At 38.4% G+C, this 4,676-nt stretch carries 5 protein-coding genes; 2 read left to right on the top strand and 3 right to left on the bottom strand.

Annotation, left to right across the window (positions count from 1 at the left end):
* Positions 1–248: hypothetical protein (locus VIK44_RS06180; RefSeq protein WP_331552976.1), on the bottom strand; the 248-nt coding region annotated here is incomplete at its 3' end.
* Between the two features lie 177 nt (positions 249–425).
* Here VIK44_RS06180 and VIK44_RS06175 point away from each other — a divergent pair.
* Together VIK44_RS06175 and VIK44_RS06170 are read left to right on the top strand one after the other, a co-directional pair.
* Entirely contained in the window at positions 426–1,103 is a 678-nt protein-coding gene (locus VIK44_RS06175; RefSeq protein WP_331552975.1) for a LiaF transmembrane domain-containing protein, read from the top strand.
* A complete protein-coding gene (locus VIK44_RS06170) occupies positions 1,100–1,948 on the top strand; it encodes a DUF4097 family beta strand repeat-containing protein (RefSeq protein ID WP_331552974.1) in 849 nt (282 codons plus the stop codon). The genes VIK44_RS06175 and VIK44_RS06170 overlap by 4 nt, the downstream gene beginning before the upstream one ends.
* A 49-nt stretch (positions 1,949–1,997) precedes the next feature.
* Here VIK44_RS06170 and VIK44_RS06165 read toward each other — a convergent pair whose 3' ends face one another.
* Together VIK44_RS06165 and VIK44_RS06160 are read right to left on the bottom strand one after the other, a co-directional pair.
* Positions 1,998–2,633 carry a flavodoxin family protein gene (locus VIK44_RS06165; protein ID WP_331552973.1) on the bottom strand — a complete coding sequence of 212 codons (636 nt, stop codon included), beginning with the start codon at positions 2,631–2,633 and terminating at the stop codon, positions 1,998–2,000.
* 278 nt (positions 2,634–2,911) lie between these two features.
* On the bottom strand, positions 2,912–4,676 hold a 1,765-nt coding region (locus tag VIK44_RS06160; protein ID WP_331552972.1), incomplete at its 5' end, for a diguanylate cyclase.

Below are 4,676 nucleotides of genomic sequence, written 5' to 3'. Positions count from 1 at the left end.
TCTCCCTGGGCCTCACTGATTTTTTCTAATTTTTTTGCAGACTTTTCATCTAATTCAATAATTCGCTGGAGAAGATCATCTTCAATATTTTCCGGAAGCATGGGTGATGCGTAATAACCAGTGGAGATGACTGTCGGTTCTGTGAAAAGAAAACTTCCCGACTTCAAAAGCTTTTCATTGTATTCGATAAGTGCCTTCCGATTTTCAGCGATGTAACTCATAAATCGTTTTACTTCTGTAAGTGCCATGATGGTCTCCTTTAAATTTTAATTAGTCTCTTATAAATAATGATCTTTGACTGTCCAGAGATAAAATCGCAACTTGAGAAATAATCATCCGGTTCCTTATCTTTTATGCCCAAAAATTGGTTGTTATATCAGAATTATGATATAATAATCAAAAAATAATACTTATAAGGAGCAGAAATGAAAAATCGTGTTGGAAATCTCTTATGGGGCTTATTATTAGTAGCCGTTGGTCTTGGTTTTGCCGGAAATGTTTTTGGTTTATGGAATTTTGAATTATTTTTTAATGGCTGGTGGACCCTATTTATAATTATTCCCTGTGTTATCAGCATCTTTCAAAATGGCCCGCAACTATGGAACATTATTGGTGTTGGAATTGGCCTATTATTACTTGTTTCTGCCCAGGGTTACTTTAATGGACAGTTCATCGGGGAACTGATCTTTCCGATCATTATTGTAGCCATTGGTGTTAGCATTATTTTCAAAGATAAACTTAATATAAATTCCAAAATCATTAAAAGCTTGAACAAAGATGGTCTTGCTGAGTATTCAGCGATTTTCGGTTCCCAGGAATTAAAGTTCCAGGGAGAAGATTTTAAAGGAGCCTCTTTAACTGCTGTTTTTGGAGGCATTGATCTGGACCTGAGACAATCCATTATCACAGAGGATATTTACGTTGAAACAAATGCTATCTTTGGAGGAATTAATGTTTTGGTACCTCCTAATGTTCGTGTTGAAGTATCCGGTACACCGATTTTTGGTGGTACTTCCAACAAGGCAAACAGACCACTTGAAGAAAATCCTCCGACCATTTATTTTAACAGTACTTCAATCTTTGGAGGCACAGAAATAAAATGAAAAGCAACCAATCCTGGATTAAGTATTTCGGCATCGCCCTTGGGCTGGTACTTGCCCTGGGTATTATTTCCATGATTGTCAATGGCGGTATTTTTGTCATTAATAGTCTTGGGTTAGTGGATAATAAGAGTATAACACATAATGACTCATCCGGGTCCTTCAATAAAGAATACTCGGAGTCACTTGAAAATATGAAAATTAATTTTAATGCAGGAGATCTCACTATTCAGTCAGGGGATAAATTCACGATTGGAGGCTCCGGTCTTACTTCAGATCTTTCAATAAAAGTTACAAATGGTACTTTAATCATTGAAGACAGCAAAAATTTTAATTTTTTTGGAAATCTATTTGGTCAGACAAAAGCACGAAGTCTGGTGATTACTATTCCAAAAGGAATCATCCTCAATGGTGTTGATCTGGAAATCGGCGCTGGGCGTGGTGAAATTACTGATTTAGCTGCCAGGGAAATTAACATTACCCAGGGCGCAGGAGAACTCGCAGCATCGAATATCCAGGCAGATTCCGGAAGTCTCAGTGGTGGTGCAGGCGCTGTAAACTTTGAGAATGTTAAGCTGAATAATTTTGATATTAAAAGTGGTGTTGGCTTAGTGAAAATAGCTGGTCAGCTCACCGGGAAATTTAAACTGGACTGTGGTGTTGGTCAGACAATCCTAAATATTAATGGTAATCCCCAGGATTATTTTATTAATGCAGACCAGGGTCTGGGACCTATTACAGTGAATGGTTTAGGGATTTCAGAAAACGGAACAGGTCCTAGAACAGCATCCAATAGCCTGGATATTAATGGTGGTGTCGGATCTGTTGAAATTAACTTTATTCCGTAAAACAGGCAACAAAAAGCGGGCACTAAATAGCCCGTTTTTTTTTTATATGTTATCGAATAAAATGCATAAAAACTTTGTTAACCGGATTGGGTTCGGGAACAACCCCTTTTCCATTTTCAATGAGCTTAATGAGCCAAGCCATATTTTGCGCGGTTACCTCAATGGCCTGTGACCCTTCAGTATCCTGTTCAGCTTCACCAGGCGTACGGCCATGGATCACATTCCAGTAATTTCCACTGGCTAATACCATTTCCGAGTAGGTAATAAAGTGATTGAGCTGATCCAGTGTCGTGACTCCTCCTGATCTGCGTACTGCGGCAACAGAAGCTCCGACTTTATGACGAAATAACCCACCATTGTTGCTGGCAACAAAAAAAGTACGATCACAGAAAGATTTCATATTCCCACCGATGCCGGCAAAGTGAACAGGACTTCCAAAAATAATCCCATCTGCCGCTTTCATCTTTTGTATGCCCTCATTGACAACATCTTTTTTGAAAATACATTCTTCATTTTTCTTTTTACCACAGGCCCCGCATCCGGTACAACCTTGTACCGCCTTCATTCCAACATTGAAAATTTCAAATTCAATGCTTTCCTGTGCGAATATTTCTCCTGCTATAGAAAGTGCAGTAAAGGTATTTCCTTCTGCGTGTGGACTTCCGTTTATTCCTAATACTTTCATAATCCTGCTTTCCGAAGCTTTGTTACTTCTTTATGTTTAGTTATATTTTTGTTTATTATATCATAATATTCTATGCTATGAGTATGAAAATGTGATTAGCCGCTTTCATATTGAACATTGGTTTGTGATATACTGTTATCACATTTAAAAAAGGAGCTATTCATGTCATTATATATACTGCGATTCCTTAAACTTATTTTACCTCCTATGTTTCCTCACAGGAGTCTGTCAGCCTTTTCTTTATTTGTATCTCTCCACTCAACTTCCAGTCGATGCGTCTAATACCAGTCCTTTCCTAAAACTTTTTCGATAAATAAACGTGTTATGTCAGGATCAAACTTGGTCCCGGAACATCGTTTGAGTTCATTGATGGCATCTTCTTCACTCAATGCCCTTCGAAACGTCCAATTACTGGTCATTGCATCAAATGCTTCAACAACGGCGATAATCCGTGACTCCAATAAAATTTCGCTTCTTTTCAGACCTTTAGGATAGCCTTCACCGTCAACCTGTTCGTGATGTTGCAGCACCTGATTGGCTATTTCTGAAAGTTCATTGACCGAGCTTAATATTCGATATCCGATTTCCGGATGCCTTTTGATGTCCTGCCATTCATCCGGACTTAATTCTCTGGGAGTATTCAGAATTTTATCATCAACGCCGATTTTTCCGATATCATGCATCAGCCCTGCTGTTCTAATCTGATTAACATCATCCTTGCTAAAATCCATTTCGGCTGCAATCACCGCGCAAAGCTCACCGACCCTGATCGAATGCAAATGCTCTCGATGGTTTTTCTCGTATAACGTACTCATAATGAGTTCAATTGTTTTGCCCCGAATACTGGGGCTTTCAGAAAGCTTGTCTCGATACATCCGATCTTCCGCTTTTTTGAATATAGCTTTAATGTTTTCATCCTCCTTTTCCTTTGTTTCAAAACCAAAGGAAATTGAAATGCCGAAGCCGCCAATTTTTTCATTTGCGGACAAGTCCTTAATCCGTTCAATGATTTTCTCTGTTTCCGCGGCATTTGTTTCAGGTAAAATGATGACAAATTCATCCCCGCCATGCCTGGCAATGATGTCATCAATGCGGCATCCTTTTTTTATCACTTTTGCCGCTTTTTTAAGAAGTTCGTCACCCATAGCATGGCCAAAGGAATCATTGATTAGTTTTAAACCGTTAATATCCCCCATGATCAGGGACAACGGCAGATTCCTTCTCGTATCCAGTCTTTTTAATTCTTCTTCGTAAAATCTCCGATTATAAAGCCCGGTGAGCTGGTCATAATAGCTTAAATACAGGATTTCATTTTCGGATTTCTTTCTTTCAGTAATGTCCTGGCCCTGACAGATAATCGAAACAGGGGTTAACCCGTCGGAATCGAATATAATTGCTGTATTAAACAAAAATGTTTTAACAAAACCGTTTTTATTCTGTAATTCAATTTCAATGGTGTCCCAGGATTTATCATCCAATGAATTTTTTATACGATTGATTGATTCGTTTACCTTGTCAAGTGGAAAAAGAATGCTGATGGATTTTCCGAGAATCTCATCTTCACTATAGCCTGTTAAATTTTTAAAGGCGCGATTGATTTGTTTGATATTCCATTGTTCATCAGAAATGATGATTGCCGCATTGGAGTTGTTGAACAAATTGTCCAGATAGGCATTGGCCCTACTAAGTTCAGCCGCCCGTTTTTCTTTCTCTTTGTTTTCTTTTGCTTCCTTTATCGCTCTTTCTATGGAATGTTTCAATCGCCCCAGTTTATCTTTTGAAACATAATCGGTGGCACCTTTTTTCAGAAGTTCCACCGCGGTTTCTTCCCCGATGAAACCGGATACACAAATAAACGGTGTCGTCGGGCATATTGATATTACATACTCTAACGCCACAAAGCCATTAAAATCGGGCAACATAAAGTCAGCTAAAATCAGATCATATTTTTTTAAGGATAGTGCGGAAACAAATTCTTCTTCCTTCATCACAATATCCATTTTAATATCCGATTCAAAATTTTCACGCAGATACTCATAAATC

The sequence above is a fragment of the Acetobacterium sp. genome (assembly GCF_036508315.1).
Classification (GTDB): Bacteria; Bacillota; Clostridia; order Eubacteriales; family Eubacteriaceae; genus Acetobacterium.
This window is presented reverse-complemented; position numbering and strand designations above follow the sequence as displayed.